The sequence below is a fragment of the Mesorhizobium sp. WSM4906 genome, from assembly GCF_029674625.1.
Taxonomy (GTDB): domain Bacteria; phylum Pseudomonadota; class Alphaproteobacteria; order Rhizobiales; family Rhizobiaceae; genus Mesorhizobium.
The window spans coordinates 5,930,675-5,951,411 of sequence record NZ_CP121355.1; the positions used below are offsets into that span (position 1 = coordinate 5,930,675).

Consider the following 20,737-nt stretch of genomic DNA (forward strand, 5'->3'; position numbering starts at 1 on the left):
AGCGACCTACTCCCGCGCGATGATCTCCTCGCCGCCGATGACGAGCCTCAGCCCGAGATTGCCGGTCCTGCGGCGGGCGAGGAAGCGCGGACGGCGCATGTTGGATACGCGGCCCTTGCGGCGTTCCTGCGGCGGCAGCGCCTTGATGGCGGCGCCGAGCGATTCTTCCAGCGTGCGGGCGATGCCGTCGGCCTCGATCAGCAGCATCGGCAGGCGATAGGCATCGGCCCAGGCGCGCCAGTCGGCGGCGACGTCGTCGAGATCGTCGGCGACCAGAAGCGGCACCGACAGCATCGGATCATTGTGCAGAAGTTCCAGCGTCACGGTGACGTTGCCGTCCGGATCTTCCATGGCGCGGGCGGCGACGCCGCGGAACGCATTGGCTGGCAGCGCGATGATCGCCGGCAGGCCGCTCATCTCCAGCATGCGCCGGATGACGGCGCCACGCTGATCGATCGTGAAGGTAACATCGCCATAGTCGTCGCGCGTGGCATAGCTCACCATCTGCGGCAGGCGAAACGGGTCGAGACGCATGTTGCGCCCCGCCCAGACTGGCTTCAGTCCAGTGTTCATCGAGTGCCTTCCTGTTTCTCCTGAGGGCCGTTTTCCGGTTCTCTCCGGGCCGGTTGTTCCGGCCTCGTTATGGGAGAAACATTAGCGCTCGCTTCTTACCGCCTCGCTTAAGAAAGTCAGTTAAATTTTGCTGATCGGGGCCGATGGTTATCGGAATGCAACCAGCCACAAGATGTTGGAAGAATTAGATAACCTTACCGGGATTCATGATGCCGGCCGGATCGAAGGCGGCTTTCACCCGGCGCATCAGATCGATCGCCATCGGCGGCGCCGTGGCGGCCAGTTCGTCGCGCTTCAGCTGGCCGATGCCATGCTCGGCCGAGATGGAGCCGTGGAAGGAGCGGACGACGTCGTGCACGGCCTTGTTCATCGGGCGGTAGAGACCGAGGAACGCTTCGTCATCGCCGCCTTCGGGGCGGGAAATGTTATAGTGCAGATTGCCGTCGCCCATGTGACCGAAGCAGACGACGCGCGCGCCGGGGCTGACGGAGGCGACGGCGCCCGCGGCCGTCTCGATGAAGTCCGGGATCGAGGCGATCGGCACCGAGATGTCATGCTTGATCGAAGCGCCTTCCGGCTTCTGGCACTCTGGCAGCACCTCGCGGAAGTTCCAGAAGGCATCGCCCTGGGCCAGGCTGGCCGCGACCACCGCGTCGCCGACGATACCTTTCTCGAGGCCGGCCGCCAGCACTTCCTCTATCAGCGCTCTGCCATCCTCTTCCGAGCGCCCGGACGAAATCTGCATCAGCACATACCACGGCCAGTCGTCGGCCAGCGGCCGCGTCACGCCCTGCGCATGCAGAAGTGTAAAATCGTAAGGCCGTTTGCCGATCAGCTCGAAAGCGGTGAGCGACTGACCTGCCTGATCCATCGCCAGGGTGAACAGCGACAGCGCGTCTCTCGCCGAAGACAGGCCGACGAAGGCAACCTCCCTGCCCTTCGGCTTGGGAAACAGCTTGAGCACGGCGGCGGTGATGACGCCAAGCGTGCCCTCGGCGCCGACGAAAAGGTTCTTCAGATCGTAGCCGGTGTTGTCCTTCTTCAGCTTGCGCAGATCGTCGAACACTTCGCCGGTCGGCAGCACCACTTCGACGCCGAGGCAGAGTTCGCGCGCATTGCCATAGGCAAGCACGCCGGTGCCGCCGGCGTTCGAAGAAAGATTGCCGCCGATCTGGCAGGAGCCTTGGGCGGCGAGCGACAGCGGAAACAGCCGGTCGGCGGCGTCGGCAGCTTCCTGCAGCGTCTGCAGGATGACGCCAGCCTCGGCGGTGACCGTGTTCGACAATATGTCGATCTCGCGGATACGGTTCAGCCGCGACAGCGACAGCACGATGTCGCGGCCGGATTTGTCCGGCACCTGGGCGCCGACCAGGCCGGTGTTGCCGCTCTGCGGCACGACCGGCGTTCCGGTCTCGGTTGCCAGACGCATGATGCGGCTCACTTCCTCGACGCTGCCCGGCCTGAGCACCAGCGATGTTCGGCCATGCCACAGGCCGCGCCGCTCGGTGATGTAGGGGGCGATGTCGGCCTGGTCGCGCAGCGCATATTTGTCGCCGACGATGGCCGCGAAACGGTCGATGAGGGCGGGATCGAGGTCGAAGGGCTGATCGTCGGTCTGATCGTTCATGGAGCCCAAACTATGGCGCTCAGTCGATCTTGTCACGTGGGGCGGCGGCGCGCGCGAGCCGGTCGTTGATCGCCTCGCCCAAGCCGTCGAGCGGGATCGGCTCGACTGCGATGGTAGCGGCGCCGCTGCGGTCGAGCGCCTGCATATAGGCGAACAGATTGGCGGCCGCCTCGCGCAGATCTCCCGCCTCGGAAAGATTGCGCACTGCCACCGCGCCGCGCCAGCCCTCGGCACGATCGCGGCCGAAGGCCAGCAGCGCCTCGTCCCCGGCCACCCTATCGGCATTGAGACGCACCGAGGCGCCCGGAGCGTAATGCGAGGCGAGCATGCCGGGCGCCTGGATGCCGGCAGCGCCGCGGACAATCTTTGCGCCGGCAATGGCTTCGATCTCACGGGCGGCAATGCCGCCCGGCCTCAGCAGCCTCAGCTTGCCGTCCTCGATCTTGACGATGGTCGATTCCAGGCCGACGGGCGTCGCGCCGCCGTCGACCACCAGCTTGATCTTCCCGCCGAGATCGGCCTCCACAGCTTGCGCCGTCGTGGCGCTGATCTTGCCGGAGGAGTTGGCGCTGGGAGCGGCGAGCGGGCGGCCAAGCCGCGCGATCAATTCGCCGCCAAAACCCCTCGGCATGCGCAGCGCGATGGTGTCCAGCCCCGCGGTGACCAGCGGATGCATGTTGTTTTCCGCGCGTTGCGGCAGCACCAGCGTCAGCGGACCGGGCCAGAAGGCCCCGGCCAGTTTCGTCGACAGCGGATCGAATTCGGCGATGCGGTTTGCCATGGCCAGGTCGGCGACATGAGCAATCAGCGGATTGAAGCGCGGCCGGCCCTTGGCCTCGAAGATACGCGCCACGGCGACGCCATTGGTGGCGTCGCCGGCAAGCCCGTAAACGGTCTCGGTCGGGATTGCGACGACATCGCCTGCTTCGAGCAGCGCCAGCGCCCGCTCCATCGCCTCGCCGACGGCAAGTATCTCAGCCAAATTCATCACCGATCCTGAACACGCCGGTCCCGTAATACGGCCGGCAATACGGGGCAAGGCAGGCATTGGCGATTTATCAATCCCTAAAATGTTAAGTTTCCGCGCAAGCCGGCATCAATTCGCCGGCACTAGGGTGCTGGTTTCCGGTTGTTGGGCTCGGGGAGTTGTTGTGATGCGCATGCTTTGCTTTGGCGCAATTCCGGACCGAAGGCTACGGCGAAGTCGCCGAGCCCAACCGTTGAGCGCCTTTCCTGGAATTGTTCTGGGAGCGGTCTCAATCGGCCTTTCGGCAACGACCGGTCTGGCGCAGGCTTCGTCCATCGTCGTGCTCGGCGTTTCGACCTCGACGCCTTCGGTGATCAGGCTGGCCGCGATCGAACCAGGCAAGACCTCGACACCATCGATCGTGGCGCTCGGCGAACCGGTGCCAGCCGTCACCGGCGAAAAGGTGGCCGCGATCCCGGAGAAATCGGAGCAGAGGCACGCGCAGACGCCGACGATCATCCGCGGCGGCATCGTCGGCGGCGCCTTCGCGACACCCGCGGCGACCGCGGCTGCCAAATCCACGGAACCGGCAAACGGCACCGCGCCCGCCACGCCTGCCAATGGCGCCGCCGCGGCAGCTCCCGACGGCGACACCAAAGCCGCCGACAACAAGCCGGCCGCAAACGGATCGGGCGGCCAGGCGCAGCCGCAAGCGCAAACGCAAAACAGTTCGACATTGCGGCCGGTCGGCAAGGCCATGTAGGGCTACCCTCGCGGCCGCCGATCTCCAAGCTCAGCTGAAAAAGGGCGACGCTTGCAAGCGTCGCCCTTTGTTTTTCAAGCGACGAGAAACGGCTCAGGCCGCTTCTTCCTTGTCGTCATCTTCGGACTCGTCGTCGTCCTCGTCATCCTCGTCGTCCGAGGCCTTGGCGTCTTCGTCGGCGTCCTCATCTTCGTCGTCCGACTCTTCGTCGCTCGAAGCAGTGGCTTCCTCATCAGCGTCTTCGTCGTCCTCGTCCTCGCTGTCTTCGTCGTCGGCTTCTTCCTCGTCGCCTTCTTCTTCGTCGTCTTCAGACGGATCGGCGGCTTCGATGGCCGCGGCGGCGGCATGGTCGAGAAGGTTTTCAGAAGCGGGCTCGATACCCTCGGCGGCGGCCGGGGTTTCTTCGGTCAATTCGATATCCTGAACGGAATTCATGGCATGCCTCCGTGGTTTGAGAACGTCTTGAGGCGCGTCGCTCTGAAACGAATTCAGGCGACGCGCCTCAAGTCTTCGTTTGATGCATGTCGTTGTCCCAGAACCGCTGAACACCTCTGGGCGACATGCATTGGTTCTCCCATGCGGAGGTCATCGCCATATGACTGTAAGCCGGCTCCGGCGCATTAAATTTCGGGCTGTGAAATTGTCGAAGCGCACTGCGCCTTGTGGGGCGCAGGCAGCTTCGGATCGGCGATTTTTCAGGCCGTCAGCCGACGATTTTTGAAAAATCGGCGACCTGGTCGGTAGCGGCGCGGATGCGGGCAAGCAGCGCCAGGCGGTTGGCACGCACGGCCTGGTCCTCATCATTCACGAGAACGCCTTCAAAGAATGAATCAACCGGTTCACGCAAAACGCTAAGCGCCAGCATGGCGGCGGAAAAATCTTCGTTTTGAATCGCTTGGCCGGCTTCCTTCTCGGCCTGATTCACCGCGGCATAGAGCTTCTTTTCCGCGTCTTCGCGGAACAGAGCCGGCTCAAAGGTCTCGGCGATGAGCGTTTTCTTCTTCTCCTCGGCGGCCAGGATGTTGGCGGCGCGCTTGGTGCCGGCAAGCAGGTTCTTGCCGTCTTCGCTGTCGAGGAAGGAGCCCAGAGCGTCGACGCGGCGAACGATCTGCAGGAGGTCGTCGTTCGGCGATTGGCCGATCTCCCCCCTTGTGGGGGAGATGCCCGGCAGGGCAGAGGGGGGCGCGACAGAATGAGGGGCCGGCGGGACAGCGCCCCCCTCTGCCGGCTTCGCCGACATCTCCCCCACAAGGGGGGAGATTGGGCGCGAGCCCGCCGACAGCACCGCATCGATCAGGTCATACCGTGCGCCGCTTTCACGCAGATAGACCTTCAGGCGATCGTGGAAGAAGGCGAGGAGGTCCGACATCTGGCCGGCACCGCCCGTGAAGTTCGCAAAGGCCTTGGAGAAGATCGAAGTCAGCCCCATGCGAATGCGGTTCTCGATCAAAATCCTGACCACGCCAAGTGCCGCGCGCCGCAGCGCGAAGGGATCCTTGCTGCCGGTCGGCTTTTCATCGATCGCCCAGAAGCCGGTCAGCGTGTCGAGCTTGTCCGCAAGCGCGACAGCAACCGAGACCGGATCGGTCGGCACGCGGTCCGACGGACCTTGCGGCTTGTAGTGCTCCTCGGCGGCCGCTGCCACGGACGGATGCTCGCCCTGCAGCAGCGCGTATTTGCGGCCCATGGCGCCCTGCAGCTCCGGGAACTCGCCCACCACTTCGGTCTGCAGGTCGGCCTTGGCGAGCACCGCGGCGCGGGCGACGAGCGCGGTAATCTCCCCCCTCGAGGGGGCGCCGAAGGCGACAGAGGGGGTCGTCTCGCGTGAAGCGCCGACGCTGCCTCTCGCCACGAAGGGCGTCGGCGTCTCACGCTCAGCGACCCCCTCTGGCCTGCCGGCCATCTCCCCCTCAAGGGGGGAGATCGACTGCGCCACGACCGGCGCCAATTCTTTCGCCAACTTCCTAATCCGCTCAACCCGGGCACCCAGCGTGCCGAGCTTGGCATGGAACGTCACGTTGAGGTGGTCGAGCCTCGCCATGCGCTGGTCCAGCGGCTTCTTCAGGTCCAGGTCGAACTTTGCCGCGGACTCTCGCAGCTGGTCGAGGTCCGGCAGGTCGCCCTGATCGGTCTTCCAGAAATAGAGCGCGTCGGAGAGCCGCGCCCGCACCACCTTGCCGTTGCCGTAGGCGATCTCCTTGCCGCCATCGGTCGCCTCGATGTTTGCGACCAGGATGAAGCGGTTGGAGAGGTCCTCGGCGGCGCCGTGCGGCCGGATGACAAAGCATTTCTGGTTGGCGCGGATGGTGAGGCGGATGACCTCTGCCGGAATGGTGAGAAAATCCTGCTCGAATTCCCCCATCAGTACGACCGGCCATTCGACCAGGCCGGAGACTTCCTCCAGCAGGCCTTCGTCCTCAACGAGGTCGAGCCCGTTGGCGAAGGCGACGTTGCGGGCATCGGCGCGGATGATCTCCTTGCGCCGCTCGGCATCGAGAACGACCTTGGCCGCCTCGAGCTTGGCCGAATAATCGTCGAAGCGGCGAACGGTGATCTGGCCCGGCGCGTGGAAGCGGTGGCCATAGGTAATGTTGCCGGAACGGATGCCGTCGATCTCGAAATCGACCACCACCGGCTCTTCTGTCTCCGGCCCGAAGGTGCAGACGATCGACTGCAGCGGCCTCACCCAGCGCAGCGAACCTGGCCTGGCCGAGGCCGGCCCCCAGCGCATCGATTTCGGCCAGGGGAAATTTCTGATGATGCCCGGCACCAGCTCGGCGATGATTTCTTCGGCCGCCCGGCCCGGCTTCGAGATGTGGGCGACGTAAAAGTCGCCCTTCTTGGGATCCGAATGGACATGCGCCTCGGCGATCGAGGCGAGACCTGCCTTGCGCAGGAAACCCTGCACCGCCTGCTCGGGCGCCGTGGTCGACGGACCCTTGATCTCCTCGCGAATGTCCTTCGAGCGCGGCGTTAGCCCACGGATGTCGAGCGCCAGGCGCCGCGGCGTCCAGTATTCGCGTGCCGCCTCATAGGTCAAACCCGCCTCGACCAGACCGTCGGTCAGCATCTTGCGAAGATCGCCGGCAGCCTTGCGCTGCATGCGCGCGGGAATCTCTTCCGAGCGGAGTTCTAGGAGTAGGTCAGGCATAGTTAAGCTCCCACCCTCCCCTCGATGGGGAGGGTCGGCGCGTAGCGCCGGGGTGGGGTGGCGGCCTCTCAGCTGCCATTACCTTCGGCACCGTCGCGCAGATGCAGGTGTAATTTCCGTTCTTCCACCGCCGCATAGATTGTATCGAGGACGGAATCCAGTTCGTTTTTTATCTCGTGGTTCCAGAAACGGACAACGCGGTAGCCCTGGCTTTCAAACCACCGCGTCCGAACTTCATCATGGCGCTGCTGATCATCGGCACCATGGTGGAAGCCATCCACCTCAATAATCAGCTTCAGCCGATGTGAGATAAAGTCGGGATAGTAGCCACCAACCGATGCTTGCCGACGAAAGTGCGTGCCTTCGACTGGGATGCGCCAGAGGTGCTGCCACAACCTGCGTTCCTCGTCGGTCATCGCCGCGCGCAGCCTTCGCGCGGACTGCAACTTGAAGCGATCAAGTTTCGGCATAGGGAAGCGCCCGTCACCCCCACCCGCCGCTTCGCGGCGACCTCCCCCATCAAGGGGGAGGTAGAGGGCGCATAGCAACTCGCCTCGCCGCTGTCACCCTGCCTGCCGATCGCGAGATCGAGCTATTTCAGGAAATATTCAGGTCTTTGTCGGGACGAAGCGGACCCGCCCGTCCTTAGGACAGAAATCCCATGAACCAAACACGGCACTGAAGCGACCAACGCTCAGGCGGAGAACTATTGGCTGAAAGACGATGAAAACGGCATCGAGAACCCTGCAGATCCTGGCACTGAGCGCCTGCTTCGCCGCCCAGATGCATGGCACGTTCTCGATGCCTGGCGTGAGGCAAGCGCTGCGCACAATCGAAAGCGCAAGCAGCCAGAGCGCGTTGCCGCTGACCGCCGCTGAGATCGCGAAAGCTTTCTTGAGCTAAGCCGCCAGACCGCCCGCCCGCGTCTTCAGGAACGCCTCGCCGCAGGCCTTGGCCAGATTGCGCACGCGCAGGATATAGCTCTGCCGCTCGGTGACGGAGATCACGCCGCGCGCGTCGAGCAGGTTGAAGACATGGCTTGCCTTGATGCACTGGTCGTAGGCCGGGAAGACCATGCGGTGGAACCCCTCCCCCTTGAGGGTAGGGTGGCCCGAAGGGCCGGGAGGGGTCGCCTGCGACGCGCTCGACGCCTTATTGGCGGTGCCTCCTGCGAGGACCCCCTCTGTCGGCTTCGCCGACATCTCCCCCTCGAGGGGGGAGATCGGCGCGCCGGCGGCAAGCAGCGCCCTGCACTCGGCCTCGGCGTCCTCGAAATGCCGAAGCAGCATCGCGGTGTTGGCGAATTCGAAATTGTGGCGCGAATATTCCTGCTCGGCCTGCAGGAAGACCTCGCCATAGGTGACCTTCTCGGCGCCCTCGCGGCCGTTGAAGTTCAAGTCATAGACATTGTCGACGCCCTGCACATACATGGCGAGGCGCTCGAGCCCATAGGTGAGCTCGCCGGCCACCGGCGCGCATTCGATGCCGCAGACCTGCTGGAAATAGGTGAACTGCGACACTTCCATGCCGTCGCACCAGCACTCCCAGCCGAGGCCCCAGGCGCCCAGCGTCGGGCTTTCCCAATCGTCCTCGACGAAGCGGATGTCGTGCAGCAGCGGATCGACGCCGATAGCCTCGAGCGAACCGAGATAGAGTTCCTGCAGGTTGGGCGGGTTCGGCTTCAGGATCACCTGATACTGATAGTAATGCTGCAGCCGGTTCGGGTTCTCGCCGTAGCGGCCGTCCTTCGGGCGGCGCGACGGCTGCACGTAAGCCGCGTTCCAACGCAGCGGACCGAGCGCGCGCAAGGTGGTTGCCGGATGGAAGGTCCCGGCGCCGACTTCCATGTCATAGGGCTGCAGGATGACGCAGCCGTAAGCCGCCCAGTAATTGTGCAAGGTCAGGATCAGCCCCTGGAAAGAGCGGCTGGGATGCATGTGGGCAGGAATTTCGATGGTCACGGCAGCCTCGGAAAGCGCTGGGATTGAAGCATTCCCTAGTTGGCGGGCCGGCGAGCGTCAAGGCAGGGCGCCGCATCACGGAGAGGTTGAACGCTTTGCCAGCGGCTGGCCCATTGCTGGGCGTCGCAGTTGGCCGTTTGCTCTCGCCGCTTCAATCTGAGGGATATGTCATGCCAAGCCAATGGATCGTCCGCCCCGTCACTCGGCAGGATTACGAACAATGGCTGCCGCTCTGGGATGGCTACAACGCATTCTACGGCCGATCGGGCGAAACGGCGCTTGCCGGCGAGATCACCCAGATGACCTGGTCGCGCTTCTTCGATGCCTACGAGCCGATGCATGCGCTGGTGGCCGAGCGCGACGGCAAGCTTCTCGGCCTGGTCCACTATCTCTACCACCGCTCGACCACCGCGATCGCGCCGAACTGCTACCTGCAGGATCTCTTCACGTCGCAGGCATCGCGCGGCCAAGGCGTCGGCAGGGCGCTGATCGAGGGCGTTTACCAGCGCGCCGAAGCCGCTGGCTCGGGCCGCGTCTACTGGCTGACGCACGAGACCAACCACACCGCCATGCAGCTCTACGACAAGATCGGCGAGCGCTCGGGGTTCGTCGTTTACCGGAAAATGTTTTAGGTCCTCGACACAGGGATTTTTGAAAGTCGCCATTGTCGACGAGTAAGATTTTCGCCGGTCATTTCCGTGAAATCGGCACGAACGCTGAGATTGGCTGAAGCCGCCCGAATCTCGTCATTCCAGGGCGGAGCAGCCGCGAAGCGGCGTCGCGGAGACCCTGGAATCCATTCCGTGACCCTGATCAAAGAGTGCAGCGGAGCAGAATTCTGCGCCGCAGCAGCGCTCATGCGTTACGGAATGGATCCTCGGGTCTGCGCGCGTCGCTTCGCTCCTTGCTCCGCCCGTGGATGACGATCGCGATGGGCGTTTCGGCCAATCTCCAACGCATGCCGCCTGCCAACGCAAACAGCCTACAGGTCAAGATTTTCTCCGCCAGGGAACTGGCGTTTGCCGATATTCAGTGAGGCCGGCCCGGGCTCGGCAGACGCCGAGCCGAAACGAAAACGGGGCTAGATGAGCCCCGTCGTCTTGAACGTTGGCGGAAGGGTCACCCCTTCGGCGGGGGCGGCGTGACCGGCTTGACCTTGGGGGTTTCCTGCGCCGTGTTGGATTCGATCGGCGGCAGCCCCTTGAGCAGCTTCTGCTGCAGGGCGGCAAGCACATCCGGGTCCGGCTTAAGATCGCGTGCCTGTGTCCACTGGAACGTCGCTTCCAGCTTGCGGCCGACACGCCAATAGGCATCGCCCAGATGGTCGTTGAGGACCGGATCCTCCGGCTTCAGCGACACGGCGCGCTCCATTTCGCGGACGGCGTCATCGAAACGGCCGAGGCGGTAATAGGCCCATCCCAGCGAATCGACGATGTAGCCGTCGCTTGGCCTGAGATCCACGGCCTTCTGGATCATCGCCAGGCCTTCCTTGAGGTTGGTGTTCATATCGACCCAGGAATAGCCGAGATAGTTCAGAACCTGAGGCTGGTCGGGCTGCAACTCCAGCGCCTTGCGGAAATTGGGCTCTGCCTTCGGCCATTCCTTCAGCCGCTCATAGGCGATGCCGCGCTGGTAGAAGATGTTCCAGTTGGCGGCGGTCGGCGTCTTCAGCGCCTCGACCGCCTTGTCGTAGAGATTGGCGGCCGAGCGGTAGTCCTCCTTGGAGGAATAGACGCCGCCGAGCGCGAGATAGCCTCGCATGTCGGCCGGATGCGCATCGACATAACCCTTGAGGTGCGCAATCGCCTCGTCGTTGCGGTCGATGTCGGCGAGGTTCAGGCCAAGCTGCAGCTCCGAAAGCTCCTTCAGCGGCGAGGAGGCCGGAATGCGGCGGTAGAGCGCGATCGCACCCTCGCCGTCCTTCAGCTGCTCGGCGACGGCAGCGAGCTGAACGAGGGCGGCATCGCTGTCCGGCTTCAACGCCAGCGCGTATTGCAGATAGAGCCGCACGAAAGGCTCGCCGCCGCCGCGATTGAGCGCGGTGGCGAGGTCGAGCAGGATTTCGGAGGCGCCGTCGGCCGGGGTAGCGACCAAGGGCTCGATCTTGTCGCCCTTGTTGATCCTGTCGCGCAGCGTGGTGATTTCGAGCTTGCCCGGCGCGAAGGCCTCGGCCTGGTTGAGCACCGCAAGCGCCTTCGTCTTGTCGCCCTTGCGGGAGAGGAACGAGGCATAGGCCTGGGCGTTGCGCATCCACGTCTCGGGCGCGGAGCCACCAGCGGCGGTGTCGGCCAGGGTGGCGGCGTAGATTTCATCGGCCTTATCGGAAAGGCCGGCCGCGTCGGCGATCAGTGCGCGATGATAGGACTTGAACAGGCCGAACCAGTCCGGTCCCTTGAGCTTGTCGATGGATTCCATCGCTTCAGACGCACTGCCCGCGCCTTCCTTGGCCCAGCCGTCCATGACGCCGGAGAGCAGCCGGTCGAGATCGGATTCGAGCGACAGCTTCAGCCAGTACTGGGCCTTGGCGTAGTCCTTCTTGTGGAAGGAATCGACGGCAAGTGCCAGCCGCGAGAAGCGCTCGACATCGGGCACTTCCTTGAGCTTGTCGGCATAGACCAGCGATTCCTCGAAACGCCCTTGCGCGACCAGCGCCAGCATCAGGCTCTGCTGCAGCTCCGTGTCGTTGGGGGCAAAGGCCAGCGCCTGCTTGTAATAGGCGATGGCGTTGTTGAGATCGTTGTCGCTTTCGGCGATGTGGGCGGCAAGATAGGCGCCCGAGAAGGACGTGATCTGGATCGGTTGGGCGTTTTCCTTGGCATGGGCAGGCAGCACCGAAAGCGCCACACCCGTCAAAAATGCCAGCCTTGTCAGCCAGCGCGCACGTCTTTGCTGCATCTTATCCCTTTCAGCCAGACGGGTTCCCGCCCTTGGCGGACCGCCCACAGACTCGATCTTTTCCAGACAAAGCATGGCCTTTTTGGGGTCGGGCTTCAATCCGGCGCGAATCACAATGCGATCATCCAACTTAAAAAACGATGCCCGGCGACCGAAAAGTCCGGAGCGGGCGCCTGCAGCCCGGCGGTATCGGCCGTCTACAGGCGGGCATCGTGAAATCCGCCGGCGGCGACCGCACCGCAGAGGCCAGACCATTCGCAGCCGGAGCATGCCTGGCGCGTCTGGCCGGAGGAAAACGCCGTCCGCATCCGCGCCAGGCTGGCGGGGTCCAGAGCGAGCCGGTCGCCGGCCTGGACCGGCCGGCCGAGGAGAGCGCCGACATCGCGCGCGGCGAGCCCATCCCGTTCGGCGGCGCTTTCGCGCAGGCAGTGCGGCTCGGGCTCGTCCAGCATCGGGGCACAGATGTCGTCCGGCCCGGAGACGATCAAGACCGCCTCGCCCTCGCCCAGCCGCCCCACCACCTTGTCATAGTTGGCGGTGAAGGCGGGCGAATAACCCTTGCCGACATAGGTCAGCAGGCAGAGCAGATGATGGGCGCGCAGCCTGACGGTCATCGCGTCTTAGGCGCGCGGATCGCGCTGTTCGGCCCGATAGGTCGAGAAGAGCTTCAGCGTCGCGGCGCCCAGCGCCGACTTCAGCAGGCCGCCGACGATGAACGGCAGGAAGCCGAAGGTGATCGCCTTCTCGGCGCCGATCATGACAGCAAGCCAGGCCGTGCCGAGAACCAGACACAGAAGATTGCCGATGAGCATGGCGGCGAAGGCAAGCATCACCCGATTGCCGTTCCAGCCGCGCTCGGCCAGCCAGCCGACGACCGCGCCGACGATCGGGAACGAGAAGAGATAGCCGCCGGTCGGACCGACGAAATGCTGCACGCCGGCGGCGCCGCCCGCCAGAACCGGAAAGCCCGCGGCGCCCTCGACGAGCCACGCCGCGATGGTGAGCGCGCCGAACCGCCAGCCGTAGAGCGCGCCGACGAGCGTCACGGCGAAGGTCTGCATGGTGACCGGAACCGGCACCATCGGCACCTCGATATAGGACGACAGCGCCAGGAACAGCGAGCCGAGAACGACGGCGCCGGCCTTCCAGGCGACGGAGCGACTATCCAGTCTGAGCGGGCTGAAGGAGGGCTTGCGGGTCGAAACGGCGATGTTTGTCACGGTGATGTCCCTGAAATTATAGATAATTTATGCGTTCGATCTATTATCGAATCCATATTTTTGCAGAGATGGCAAGCGCTCCCTTTCGGAGACATAGATCGACGCGCGATGAGGCTGAGCCATTCAAGGGCCGTTAGGGTGCCCAAAACCGACATTTGGCTGCGATGGAGCGCAGAAGCGTAGCTGTGTCTGCGTCCCTAGCCGACTATGGCGAAGGCGTCGCGGGTCTTGCCGGAAGCGGTCTTGACCGGTTTCTGGCCAATCCATTGCACGTGCCGGCCAAGCGTGACGGCGGCCGATTCCGTGTTGCCCTGCCTAAGCGCGCTCAAAATCGCGCGATGATCCTGATCGGTGCGGGTCTCCCATTCGGAGCGCCAGGCGGCGAAAAGGAAGCGGGCGCTCGCGGCATGCAGGTCGTCTATGGTGGAAAGCAGCCGCGGCATGTTGCAGGGCGCCAGGATCAGCCGGTGGAAGGTGCGATTGGCCTCTTCCCAGGAGCGGACATCGCGGGATTTGTCGCCCGCCTTGGTCGCGTCCTCGGCCTGGTCGAGGATCGCCGGCGTCAGATGCGGCGCGGCGTGGCGCAGCGCCAGTACTTCCAGCGCCGCGCGCATCTCGGCCACTTCCCGGACCTCACCGAGGTCGAACGCGGCGACGCGCACGCCACGGCGCGGCTCGCTGATCGCCAGACCCTGCGCCTCCAGGCGGCGGAAGGCCTCGCGCACCGGCACGTGGCTGGTGCCGAATTCCTCGGCGACATGGTCCTGGCGCAGCCGCGATCCGGGCTCGATCGCGCCCGAAATGATGCGGTCCGCCAGTTCCTTGCTGATGCGGACGGCGATCGTGTCGTCAGTGCTGGCCATATTTTATAGATAATTTGCGCGACGGCCGTTTGTCGAGACGACCGGAGCGGGATTCACAGATCACCTCACCCGGCGGATGCCGGGCAAGCTCCGGGAAGACCGACGCTCTCAGTTGACGCGGCTGATGCAGAAATCGATGACGTCGATCAGCGCCGACTTCTGCGGCGTCGCTTCCAGCGGCGCCAGCGCGTCGCGGGCAATCTCGCCGAAGTGACGCGCGCGGCCGATCGTATCGGCGATGGCGCCGTGGCGGGTCATCAGGCCGATCGCCTTTTCGAGCCCAGCATCGTCGGTGACATTGTCCTCGATGGCACGCTTCCAGAAGGTGCGCTCGGCCTTGGTGCCGCGCCGATAGGCGAGGATCACCGGCAGCGTTACCTTGCCCTCGCGGAAATCGTCGCCGACATTCTTGCCGAGCTCCTTGCTGGAGCCGCCATAGTCCAGCGCGTCGTCTATGAGCTGGAAGGCAAGGCCGAGATTCATACCGTAGGAGCGCAGCGCGGCGCGGTCGTTGCGGGAGGCCTGGGCAATCACCGGACCGACTTCGGCGGCGGCCGAGAACAGGGCGGCGGTCTTGGCCTTGATGACGGCGAAATGCTCGTCCTCGGTGGTCTCCAGGTTCTTGGCGGCGGCAAGCTGCATTACCTCGCCCTCGGCGATGATGGAGGCGGCGCTCGACAGAATGTCGAGGGCTTCCAGCGAGCCGACCTCGACCATCATGCGAAAAGCCTGGCCGAGCAGGAAATCGCCGACCAGCACGCTTGCCTGATTGCCCCAGATCATGCGCGCGGTTTTCTTGCCGCGGCGAAGCGCACTCTCGTCGACCACGTCATCGTGGAGCAGCGTCGCGGTGTGCATGAATTCGACCGCGGTGGCGAGCTTGACGTGGCCTTCGCCCGCATAGCCGAACATCTGGGCGGCGGCGAGCGTCAGCATCGGCCTGAGCCGCTTGCCACCGGACGAGATCAGATGGTTGGCGATCTCCGGGATCATCTCGACGTCGGAGCCGGCCTTGGACAGGATCAGCTCGTTGACGCGTCCCATGTCGGCTGCCGTCAGATCGATGAGATCCTTGATGGAAGCGGGTTCCCGCTTGCCTTCGATATTCAGAACGACGCCCACCACGATCTCTCCCGTATATTGACGCGCACGACAACACCCTGGTCCCGGTGCGACTCTAGGTCGGTACAACCGGGCACGGCAAGAGGCGAATTGGCGCGGCCGGCCTGACGCGGGCCTGCCTGGACGTTTACATGAACGCCGCAACCTGCGATTTTCATTTCATGATAGAACTCGTCCGCACCAACGACGCCGTCGTCATCTCCTTCGTCGAATCGCTGATGCGCGACGCCGGCATCGCCTGCTTCGTCGCCGACCAGAACATGAGCGTGCTCGACGGATCGATCGGCATCCTGCCCAGGCGCGTCATGGTCGATGCCGACAAGGCCGATGCGGCGCGCCGCATCCTGAAGGACGCCGGCATCGAAAACGAGATCCGCCGGAAATAATGACAGCATCAACCGCCCTCAGCGCCGACACGCCGGCCCACACGGTCGACGCCTTCCATCGCGGGCGCTTCTGGCTGGTGCAGCCGAGACAAGGCCACCGCGCCGGCATGGACGCCATGATGCTGGCCGCTGCTGTTCCATCTGCCTTTTCCGGCGGGCTCGCCGATTTCGGCGCCGGCGCGGGTGCCGCCGCGCTGGCCGTGCTGTCGCGCTGTCCGCAATCGCGCGCGGTTCTGGTCGAGCGCTCCGCAGAGATGGCGGCGTTTGCCGCCGCCACGCTTGCGCATCCGGGCAATGCGCATCTCGTCGGCCGCGCCTCGGCGCTGACGGCCGACGTCACGCTTGCCGGCCGCGCTCGGGCCGAAGCCGGGCTTGCCGACAATTCCTTCGACTTCGTCATCATGAACCCGCCCTTCAACGCGGCGCAAGATCGCGCCACGCCGGATGCGCTGCGGAAGCAAGCGCATGTCACGGAGGACGGGCTGTTCGAGAGCTGGATCAGAAGCGCCGCCGCCGTCGTCAGGCCGCGCGGCGGGCTGGCGGTGATCGCCCGGCCGGAGCAGCTCGTCGCCATCCTCGATGCGATCGAAGGCCGCTTCGGCGACGCCGAGATGATTTGCGTCCACCCTCGCCCGGACGCGACGGCGATCCGCATCGTCGTCAGGGCGGCGCTCGGCGCGCGCGGCAAGCTGTCGATCCGGCCGCCCCTGATCTTGCACGGACCATCCGGCAGCGAGCCGACGGAGCGAACCGAGATGATCAACAATGGGCTGGCGTCGCTTTTCGGCGATTGATCCTTGAAGCGCGTTGCGTTGAAACGGATTCAGGCGACGCGCTTCAAGGATTTATTTTATGCATGTCTTTTTCGCAAAACCGCTGCACACTTTTGCTCGACATGCACTGGCCGGCAATGCGGCATTGCCGTTGGCCGGCGAATTCCTACATGCCGGGAGCAAGGATGAGGTCTCACCCCTGCTCTTGCACCTCTTCTGGAGACGAGCTTTCGTGAAACGCTTCTTCAACCGCCTGCTGCCGAAATCCTGGCGCTCGACAGTCGTCACCATCCCGGTCATCCGGCTGCACGGCACCATCCTGCCCGGCGGCGGCCAGTTCCGGCCGAGCCTGTCGCTCGCCTCGACGGCCGGCATGATCGAGAAGGCGTTCAGTTTCGACGCGCCGGCGATCGCGATCTCGATCAACTCGCCGGGCGGCTCGCCGGTGCAGTCGCGGCTGATCTTCAAGCGCATCCGCGACCTGGCAGCGGAAAAGAACAAGAAGGTGCTGGTCTTCGTCGAGGACGTGGCGGCTTCCGGCGGTTACATGATCGCGATCGCCGGCGACGAGATCTTCGCCGACCCCTCTTCGATCGTCGGTTCGATCGGCGTCGTTTCCGCCTCGTTCGGGTTCCCGGAACTGCTGAAGAAGATCGGCATCGAGCGGCGCGTCCACACCGCCGGCCAGAACAAGGCCGTGCTCGACCCGTTCAAGCCGGAGAAGAAGGAAGACGTCGAGCGGCTGAAGGCGCTGCAGCTCGAAGTGCACGAGACCTTCATCGATCTGGTCAAGGAGCGGCGCGGCACCAAGCTCAAGGACGATCCTGATCTGTTCACCGGCCTGTTCTGGACCGCCAAGAAGGGCCTCGAGCTCGGTCTGGTCGATGCGCTGGGCGACATGCGCAGCGTGCTCAAGACCCGTTTCGGCGAAAAGACGCAGCTCAAGCTGATCACCACGCCGCGCGGGTTTTTCGGCCGTTTCGGCCTGTTCGGCTCGCGTTTTTCGGCGCCGGATATCGCCGCGGCCGCCGCGAACGGTGTCATCGATGCGGCGGAAGAGCGCGCGCTGTGGGCGCGCTTCGGGCTTTGAAAAAGCCATGAAAGTGGCTAGCATGATCGCTTGACCGACCTGTACGGTCGGCCTTGCCGCGCGAACGCGGGAGGAGTTTTGAGATGCCGCAGATCATTTTCTTCGCTGTCGTCGGCGCCGCCGCCTATTTCGGCTATCGCGCTTTCGTGCGTGAGGCCGAGCGTGTGACGGCAAAAATCCGGCGCACCGAGAAACAGGCGGCCAACGGCACGATGGGCACGCTGGTCAAGGATCCGAAGACCGGCGAGTACCGTCTGGCCAAGGACTGAAGCCATCTCGCCAGCAGCCGACATTCTGGAGCCCGAGGCCAAGTCCCGGACATGGCTTGCGCCTGCCAAGATCAATCTGGCGCTGCATGTCATCGGACGGCGCGCCGATGGCTACCACCTGCTCGACAGTCTAGCCGTGTTCACCCGCTTCGGCGACCGGCTGCAGATCGAGCCGGCGGAGCATGACGCGTTCTCGGTATCCGGTCCCTTCGCCGCGGGCATGCCGCTCGGCGGCGACAATCTGGTCGTGCGAGCGCGCGAGGCCTTACGCCAAGAGGCCGGTCCGGAGCGGACGTCGCCCGTCGCCATCCGACTGGAAAAGAACCTGCCGATCGCCTCCGGCGTCGGCGGCGGCTCGAGCGACGCCGCGGCCGCGCTCAACGGTCTTGCGCGTCTCTGGAAGCTCGATATCGACGAAGCCGGACTGGCGCGGATCGGGCTGGCGCTCGGCGCCGATCTGCCGATGTGTCTCAAGGCGAAGCCGCTGATTGCGCGCGGCATCGGCGATGAATTGTGGCCGCTGGCGGAATTTCCGGCATTGGCGCTGGTCCTGGTCAATCCCGGCGCCGCCGTCTCGACGCCCGACGTGTTCAAAGCGCTTGCCAGGCGCGACAGCGAGGCGCTACCGCCCCTGCCGAGCCGTCTGGATTTCCACACCATACGCAACTGGCTCGAAACGACCCGCAACGATCTCGAACCCGCCGCCCAAACCATCCAGCCGGCCGTCGGCGAAGCGCTCAAGGCACTCAAAAAAGCAGGTGCCGCCTTCGCCCGTATGTCCGGCTCCGGCGCCACCTGCTTCGGCCTGTTCGAAACCGGCAATGTCGCCAAGCGCGCGGCGATCGACATCCGCGGCCGCCATCCCGGCTGGTTCGTCGCTGCGACGCGCAGCATGGAGGCCGATTAATGGCCAACGAAGCCCGTCCCTTCATTCCGGTGCGCATCGCGGTGCTGACCGTTTCCGACACGCGCAGCCTCGCCGACGACAAATCTGGCCAGACGCTTGCCGACCGGATCGCGGAGGCCGGCCATATCCTGGCCGCCCGCGACATCGTCACCGACGATCGCGAAAAGATCCGCGAGAAGGTGCTCGGCTGGTCGAGGGACGAAGCGGTGGATGTCGTCATCACCACGGGCGGCACCGGCTTCACCGGGCGCGACGTGACGCCGGAAGCGCTGGAGCCGATCTTCGAAAAACGCATGTACGGCTTTTCGGAAGTCTTCCACCGCATTTCCTACGACAAGATCGGCACCTCGACGATCCAGAGCCGGGCGACCGGCGGCGTCGTCAACGCCACCTTCGTCTTCGTCCTGCCGGGCTCGCCCGGCGCCTGCAAGGACGCCTGGGACGGCATCATCAAGGCACAGCTCGACTACCGGCACATGCCCTGCAACTTCGTCGAGATCATGCCGCGTCTCGACGAGCATCTCAGGCGGGGCGGCAAGCCCAGCTCGTAACCACAGGCAAAGCGCTCGATCGGCATCCGGTTTGCAGGCGGAATGGCGCTCTCGCCTTCGAGGCGCCATTCCGAACCCGATGCCGGCGAAGTACCTTGTGCGAGGAAACAAGGGACCGTGCCATGACCGTTCACAGCGGCGGATGTCATTGCGGCAACATCCGCCTGAGCTTCTCCAGCGCTCTCGATCCCGGCGGGATGGAAATCCGCGCCTGCCAGTGCTCGTTCTGCATCCGGCATGGATCGCGGGCGGCTGCCGATCCGAACGGAAAGCTGGTCGTCTCGGTCGAAGACAGCGCGCGGCTGCAGATCTATCGCTTCGGCCTGCGCACCGCCGACTATCTGCTGTGCCACGAATGCGGCGTCTATGTCGCGGCGATCGCCGGCGATGGCGCTGACGCCAGGGCCATCGTCATCATCAATGCGCTGGATGATCGAGAGCAGTTCTCCCGCGAGCCGATCCCGGTCCGCTACGACGCCGAAAGCCGCGAGCAGCGACTGGCCAGGCGTCGCACCGCCTGGATGCCGGTTGAAGTGCGTGGGATCTGACCCCGTTTGTTTTTACGTAAAAACAAAGAGTTAGAGCGGTTCGGCGTTTCCGTGAAACGGTGAACCGCTCTAGGCACTTTTCCTGGAATTGCTCAGCGAATTACCGGCTCGCCGTGGAAGCGGCGGCGCGAAGGCCGCGAGACGCCGAAGCCGATTTCCATCATCAGGCGCGGCGTGTTCGCCGGCACCGTGCCCATGTGGAAGCCGAACGGATCCTCGACGAAGCCGAGGCCCGCCTCGCCCGTCAGCGTGACCGGGCTTTGCAGGCCGTAGACATCCAGCACCTCTTCCGCCGGATGGCCGACCAGGAGCGTCAGTTGGTGCTTGAGCGCGCGGCGCTTATGGCTGCCGCGGACATAGACATGCGGCCCGGTACCGGCGTCGACCGGCGCCAGATAGAAGAAGAACTTCAGCATGCGCCAGTCGTCGAGGTCGAAATGGTATTTGCCGAGCGAGGCGAGGTTCTTGTCGGCGTCGGAAGCCTTGCCGGTCGGAAAGCTCCACCAGACGCGCGTGGTGATCAGTTTCGCCTGGCCGCCGAGATAATGCCGGGCAACGTCGAGCAGCAGCGGATCCCGTTGAATGGCAAGCGCGGCCGGGCAGTCGAGGATGCGCTCGAAAAAATGGCCGCTGAGCAGCGAGCGACCGAAACGCTTCTCGGCCTCGGCATGGTCGCCCGGCATGAATTCGAGACGGCGGTCGAAATTGCCGAAACAGGGCGTGCGTTGCGCGAAAGCGGCGATCTCCTCATGGATCGCCGGCGGCAGCATGAAGCCCGAAAACAGCCCATCGGAGCGCAGCGCCTCGACGACCGCGTCGCGTTCGATGCCGGTGAACATCGTTGCACCCGCATCGTCGAGCGGACGGGCCGCTCTGGCGCCAAGCCAATGCATGCGGCGCCCCGGCATGGTGCGCGCCAGCACGAACATCGGCAGCCAGGCCGGGTTTTCGCGAAGATCCTTCAAATAGGTCGGGATGCGCACGGCGATGCGCCTGAGCAGGCTGCCGTCGCGGGCGATGGCCTCCAGGCTGGCCGCACCGGAATTGTCTGGGGGAGCAAGATTCATCGGG

The 20,737-nt window shown here is 64.6% G+C and carries 22 protein-coding genes; 9 read left to right on the forward strand and 13 right to left on the reverse strand.

What is annotated here, in order from left to right; genetic code table 11:
* Positions 1-6: 6 nt before the first annotated feature.
* The 3 genes from QAZ22_RS28800 to QAZ22_RS28810 form a co-directional block, all read right to left on the reverse strand.
* Positions 7-573, reverse strand: coding sequence for a DUF6101 family protein (locus QAZ22_RS28800; protein WP_278204309.1), 567 nt, complete (start codon positions 571-573; stop codon positions 7-9).
* A 184-nt stretch (positions 574-757) separates the two neighbouring features.
* Complete coding sequence (locus QAZ22_RS28805; RefSeq protein ID WP_278204310.1) at positions 758-2,200, reverse strand: FAD-binding oxidoreductase; 1,443 nt, start codon at positions 2,198-2,200, stop codon at positions 758-760.
* A 19-nt stretch (positions 2,201-2,219) separates the two neighbouring features.
* Positions 2,220-3,182, reverse strand: coding sequence for an L-threonylcarbamoyladenylate synthase (locus QAZ22_RS28810; protein WP_278207976.1), 963 nt, complete (start codon positions 3,180-3,182; stop codon positions 2,220-2,222).
* A 238-nt stretch (positions 3,183-3,420) separates the two neighbouring features.
* Between QAZ22_RS28810 and QAZ22_RS28815 the strand changes: the two genes are divergently transcribed.
* The gene (locus QAZ22_RS28815; RefSeq protein ID WP_278204311.1) at positions 3,421-3,930 is read left to right on the forward strand and encodes a hypothetical protein; all 510 of its coding nucleotides are present in this window, start codon (positions 3,421-3,423) and stop codon (positions 3,928-3,930) included.
* Positions 3,931-4,023: 93 nt separating this feature from the next.
* Here QAZ22_RS28815 and QAZ22_RS28820 read toward each other — a convergent pair whose 3' ends face one another.
* From QAZ22_RS28820 to QAZ22_RS28835, 4 genes are all read right to left on the reverse strand, one after another.
* Positions 4,024-4,365: an ATPase gene (locus QAZ22_RS28820; protein WP_278204312.1), complete on the reverse strand. Its 342-nt coding sequence runs from the start codon at positions 4,363-4,365 to the stop codon at positions 4,024-4,026.
* Positions 4,366-4,633: 268 nt separating this feature from the next.
* Positions 4,634-7,081 (reverse strand): glycine--tRNA ligase subunit beta, encoded by a 2,448-nt coding sequence (glyS, locus tag QAZ22_RS28825; protein WP_278204313.1) that lies wholly within the window; start codon positions 7,079-7,081, stop codon positions 4,634-4,636.
* Positions 7,082-7,149: 68 nt separating this feature from the next.
* A complete protein-coding gene (locus QAZ22_RS28830) occupies positions 7,150-7,551 on the reverse strand; it encodes a DUF559 domain-containing protein (RefSeq protein WP_278204314.1) in 402 nt (133 codons plus the stop codon).
* Positions 7,552-7,980: 429 nt separating this feature from the next.
* Positions 7,981-9,042: a glycine--tRNA ligase subunit alpha gene (locus QAZ22_RS28835; protein ID WP_278204315.1), complete on the reverse strand. Its 1,062-nt coding sequence runs from the start codon at positions 9,040-9,042 to the stop codon at positions 7,981-7,983.
* 170 nt (positions 9,043-9,212) lie between these two features.
* Between QAZ22_RS28835 and QAZ22_RS28840 the strand changes: the two genes are divergently transcribed.
* Positions 9,213-9,674: a GNAT family N-acetyltransferase gene (locus tag QAZ22_RS28840; protein ID WP_278204316.1), complete on the forward strand. Its 462-nt coding sequence runs from the start codon at positions 9,213-9,215 to the stop codon at positions 9,672-9,674.
* A gap of 487 nt (positions 9,675-10,161) precedes the next feature.
* Here QAZ22_RS28840 and QAZ22_RS28845 read toward each other — a convergent pair whose 3' ends face one another.
* The 5 genes from QAZ22_RS28845 to QAZ22_RS28865 form a co-directional block, all read right to left on the reverse strand.
* Complete coding sequence (locus QAZ22_RS28845; protein WP_278204317.1) at positions 10,162-11,937, reverse strand: tetratricopeptide repeat protein; 1,776 nt, start codon at positions 11,935-11,937, stop codon at positions 10,162-10,164.
* 197 nt (positions 11,938-12,134) lie between these two features.
* Positions 12,135-12,551, reverse strand: coding sequence for a DUF1284 domain-containing protein (locus tag QAZ22_RS28850; RefSeq protein WP_278204318.1), 417 nt, complete (start codon positions 12,549-12,551; stop codon positions 12,135-12,137).
* 6 nt (positions 12,552-12,557) lie between these two features.
* A complete protein-coding gene (locus QAZ22_RS28855) occupies positions 12,558-13,157 on the reverse strand; it encodes a biotin transporter BioY (RefSeq protein ID WP_278204319.1) in 600 nt (199 codons plus the stop codon).
* Between the two features lie 197 nt (positions 13,158-13,354).
* Complete coding sequence (locus tag QAZ22_RS28860; protein ID WP_278204320.1) at positions 13,355-14,020, reverse strand: GntR family transcriptional regulator; 666 nt, start codon at positions 14,018-14,020, stop codon at positions 13,355-13,357.
* 108 nt (positions 14,021-14,128) lie between these two features.
* Complete coding sequence (locus QAZ22_RS28865) at positions 14,129-15,142, reverse strand: polyprenyl synthetase family protein (protein WP_278073354.1); 1,014 nt, start codon at positions 15,140-15,142, stop codon at positions 14,129-14,131.
* 161 nt (positions 15,143-15,303) lie between these two features.
* Between QAZ22_RS28865 and QAZ22_RS28870 the strand changes: the two genes are divergently transcribed.
* The 7 genes from QAZ22_RS28870 (at position 15,304) to QAZ22_RS28900 (ending at position 19,666) form a co-directional block, all read left to right on the forward strand.
* Positions 15,304-15,528, forward strand: coding sequence for a DUF2007 domain-containing protein (locus tag QAZ22_RS28870; protein WP_278073355.1), 225 nt, complete (start codon positions 15,304-15,306; stop codon positions 15,526-15,528).
* A complete protein-coding gene (locus QAZ22_RS28875) occupies positions 15,528-16,322 on the forward strand; it encodes a methyltransferase (protein WP_278204321.1) in 795 nt (264 codons plus the stop codon). The genes QAZ22_RS28870 and QAZ22_RS28875 overlap by 1 nt, the downstream gene beginning before the upstream one ends.
* A gap of 211 nt (positions 16,323-16,533) precedes the next feature.
* Complete coding sequence (locus QAZ22_RS28880; RefSeq protein ID WP_278204322.1) at positions 16,534-17,391, forward strand: S49 family peptidase; 858 nt, start codon at positions 16,534-16,536, stop codon at positions 17,389-17,391.
* An 83-nt stretch (positions 17,392-17,474) separates the two neighbouring features.
* Complete coding sequence (locus QAZ22_RS28885; protein ID WP_027164591.1) at positions 17,475-17,660, forward strand: membrane protein; 186 nt, start codon at positions 17,475-17,477, stop codon at positions 17,658-17,660.
* A gap of 25 nt (positions 17,661-17,685) precedes the next feature.
* Positions 17,686-18,567: a 4-(cytidine 5'-diphospho)-2-C-methyl-D-erythritol kinase gene (locus QAZ22_RS28890; protein WP_278207977.1), complete on the forward strand. Its 882-nt coding sequence runs from the start codon at positions 17,686-17,688 to the stop codon at positions 18,565-18,567.
* Positions 18,567-19,118, forward strand: coding sequence for a molybdenum cofactor biosynthesis protein B (moaB, locus tag QAZ22_RS28895; RefSeq protein ID WP_278204323.1), 552 nt, complete (start codon positions 18,567-18,569; stop codon positions 19,116-19,118). Before QAZ22_RS28890 ends, moaB begins: the two co-directional genes overlap by 1 nt.
* Before the next feature lie 122 nt (positions 19,119-19,240).
* Entirely contained in the window at positions 19,241-19,666 is a 426-nt protein-coding gene (locus QAZ22_RS28900; protein ID WP_278204324.1) for a hypothetical protein, read from the forward strand.
* Positions 19,667-19,758: 92 nt separating this feature from the next.
* Here the strand turns inward: QAZ22_RS28900 and QAZ22_RS28905 are convergent, their stop codons facing one another.
* Positions 19,759-20,733 (reverse strand): hypothetical protein, encoded by a 975-nt coding sequence (locus tag QAZ22_RS28905; protein ID WP_278204325.1) that lies wholly within the window; start codon positions 20,731-20,733, stop codon positions 19,759-19,761.
* Positions 20,734-20,737 lie beyond the last annotated feature (4 nt).